Origin of the sequence: Pontibacterium sp. (assembly GCF_041587635.1) — a bacterium.
In the GTDB taxonomy this organism is placed as follows: domain Bacteria; phylum Pseudomonadota; class Gammaproteobacteria; order Pseudomonadales; family Balneatricaceae; genus Pontibacterium.
Genome location: NZ_JBFGYC010000558.1, coordinates 1 through 2600, shown reverse-complemented (window position 1 = coordinate 2600; position 2600 = coordinate 1). Strand labels below are relative to the sequence as shown.

General features: G+C 49.5%; 3 protein-coding genes. All 3 read left to right on the top strand.

What is annotated here, in order from left to right; translation table 11 throughout:
- On the top strand, nucleotides 1-1329 hold a 1329-nt coding region (locus tag ABYW01_RS18975), incomplete at its 5' end, for a GspE/PulE family protein (RefSeq protein WP_372835873.1).
- 5 nt (nucleotides 1330-1334) lie between these two features.
- Nucleotides 1335-2519: a type II secretion system F family protein gene (locus tag ABYW01_RS18970; protein ID WP_372835871.1), complete on the top strand. Its 1185-nt coding sequence runs from the start codon at nucleotides 1335-1337 to the stop codon at nucleotides 2517-2519.
- The coding region (locus ABYW01_RS18965) for a prepilin-type N-terminal cleavage/methylation domain-containing protein (RefSeq protein ID WP_372835875.1) at nucleotides 2506-2600 on the top strand (95 nt) is incomplete at its 3' end. The genes ABYW01_RS18970 and ABYW01_RS18965, both read left to right, overlap by 14 nt.

Sequence of the window (2600 nt, the reverse complement as noted above, 5' to 3'; positions counted from 1 at the left end):
CCTCTGCAGTCAGAAGCTTTACAATACCTGGCTTTGCACGGCATCACTTACCTCTGTTACTACACCAACGAGGTACGCTATCGAAAGCTCTTGGCGAACCGGCGCAGAGCTCTTCACCAGATTTTATCCGATGATAGCGATCCGGAAAAAACCCTGGCGCTCGCAGAAGAAGCTCCAACAGTGAATCTGGTGAATAGCCTGATATCCCGAAGCCTCAGAGCGGGTGCTTCCGATTTACATATTGAACCGTACCAGGACGGCTACCGAGCTAGAATTCGTGTGGATGGCATCATGAGTGACCTTGATGTACTACCTCCCCAGTTACAGTTGGCAGCCATCTCACGTATTAAAATCCTTTCGGGGATGGATATCTCTGAGCGACGACGTCCTCAGGACGGAAAAATCGAGCAGGAAGTTGACGGTGCGCCCCTGGATATCCGTGTTTCGGCACTGCCACTTGGGGAAGGTGAAAGTATGGTGATGCGTTTCCTGTCGAACGACAGCGTATCTCATGACCTTGAGCATATCGGCCTCTCAACGGATGTGCAGGACAACCTCATTCATGATCTGCAGCGCACATCGGGCGTCATTCTGATGACCGGCCCAACTGGTAGCGGTAAAACCACCACGCTGTATGCACTGCTTAATCGACTGAACACCCAGCAGCGTAAGATCATTACACTGGAAGACCCTATCGAGTACAGTATTGAGGGTCTCAACCAGATGCAAGTACACCCAGAGATCGGATTCGATTTTGCAGCCGGCCTCCGAAGTGTTGTCCGTCAGGACCCGGACATAATAATGGTCGGCGAGATCCGAGATGCTGAAACTGCACGTATTGCCCTGCAATCCGCTATTACCGGCCACCTTGTCTTCAGTACCGTCCATACAAACGATGCGCCCGGTGCATTTACCCGACTACTGGAACTCGGTGTCGAAGAGCATCTGATCAACTCTGGGTTGGTCGCCATCGTTGCCCAGCGTCTGTTACGAAAATTGTGCCCAGGCTGTAAATCGCCAGTAGAAGGGCTTCCGGAACTCTTGGTCGAACCCATCCAGCAGCGTGCCGAACAAGGTATAAATAGTACGTTGTTTGAAGCCAAAGGCTGCAACCAGTGCAACCACAGTGGCTACAAAGGCAGGATCCCGATCACAGAGTATATGCCGTGGGACGACGATATCATGAGAATCAAAAAAGACTCTCAGTTTACCAGCAATGCGGCGAACCACCTCCGCAATCGCGGCTTTAGAAGCTTATACGAAGACGGCATAGAGCGTGTACTTAACGGAGAAACAACTCTATCTGAAGTTATCAGGGTTGCGGGCTGAGAAGTATGCGTTTCAAATACACAGCAGTTAATGAAGCAGGCAAGCGAATTGAAGGTGAGTTCACAGGCACAGAACAACAGGCTTTGCAATTCGTACAAGACCGTGGATGGGCTTTGCTGGAGCTCACCCCTTATAAAAAGAGCACTGTCGCCCGCTTTCAGTTAGATGATCACGCACTCGAAACGGTTTTTTCACGCTTAGCGTACCTAGCAGCGAATGGTGTCAAAGTCGACCGCGCCATGGAACTATTGGCACGAGGAAAGCTGCCAGAGAACATCAAAATACTGGTCGAAGATCTGCATACGAAGCTGCAAGACGGTCAGTCTTTTCGTAACGCCTTACGTGAATATGAGGACCATATAGACGATATTTTTCTTGCTAGTATTGAGTTGGGTGAGAAAATCGGCAATCTGAGTTCTACATTCGACTTTATCGCCCTGAGCCTGCAAAGCCGCATCCGGTTACGTAAGGATATTCAGAAAGCTACAATTTACCCAGCGGCGATACTCACCTTCTCGATTCTGGCGATCTTTTTTATCTTCAACTTTATCGTGCCGCGCATCACCGGTATTTTTGAGGGTGCAGAATCGATTCCCTGGTATACCAGTGCACTGATCAGCGTCAGTAACTTTACCATCGACTTTCAGTACCACATTCTTCTCGGCTCATTCTCTGTTGCATTTTTGATTGCCTGGATGCTTAAACATCCCCAGTACCGGATGGTACTTAACAAGTTTCTGTTCAAACTGCCATTAGTCCGCGGCAATCTGCAGCAAGCTGATCAAATTCGCTTTTGTAATGCGATGAGCCTGGCCCTCAGTTCCGGCCTGCTGGTATACGATGCGCTGTTGATCTCAGCCAAGACCATAGTCAATCCACAATCCCAGCAATCTCTGCTGACTGCAGCCAACAGCATCAGAGAGGGTAAAAACGCTGCCGAGGCGTTGATCAATGCGCATTTTCTCCCAGACTTTCACGCCTCTCTGCTGGAAGTCAGCCAGGACAGGGCTTCGCTGGGAATCGCTTTCTCAGACATCGGGCGCCGATTATCAGACGAGATGAACGAGAGCATTAACCGGATGCTGGTACTGATGGAGCCTGCTCTCATTGGTATTATGGGTATAATAATCGGCAGTATTGTGCTGGTTATGATGCTGAGTATTCTATCCATTCAAAATGTCGGCTTCTAGGATGCAGCATCGGACTCTTAAAGGATTCACGCTGTTTGAGCTGCTGCTGACGTTGCTTTTAATCAGTTTGACGGTCAGCTT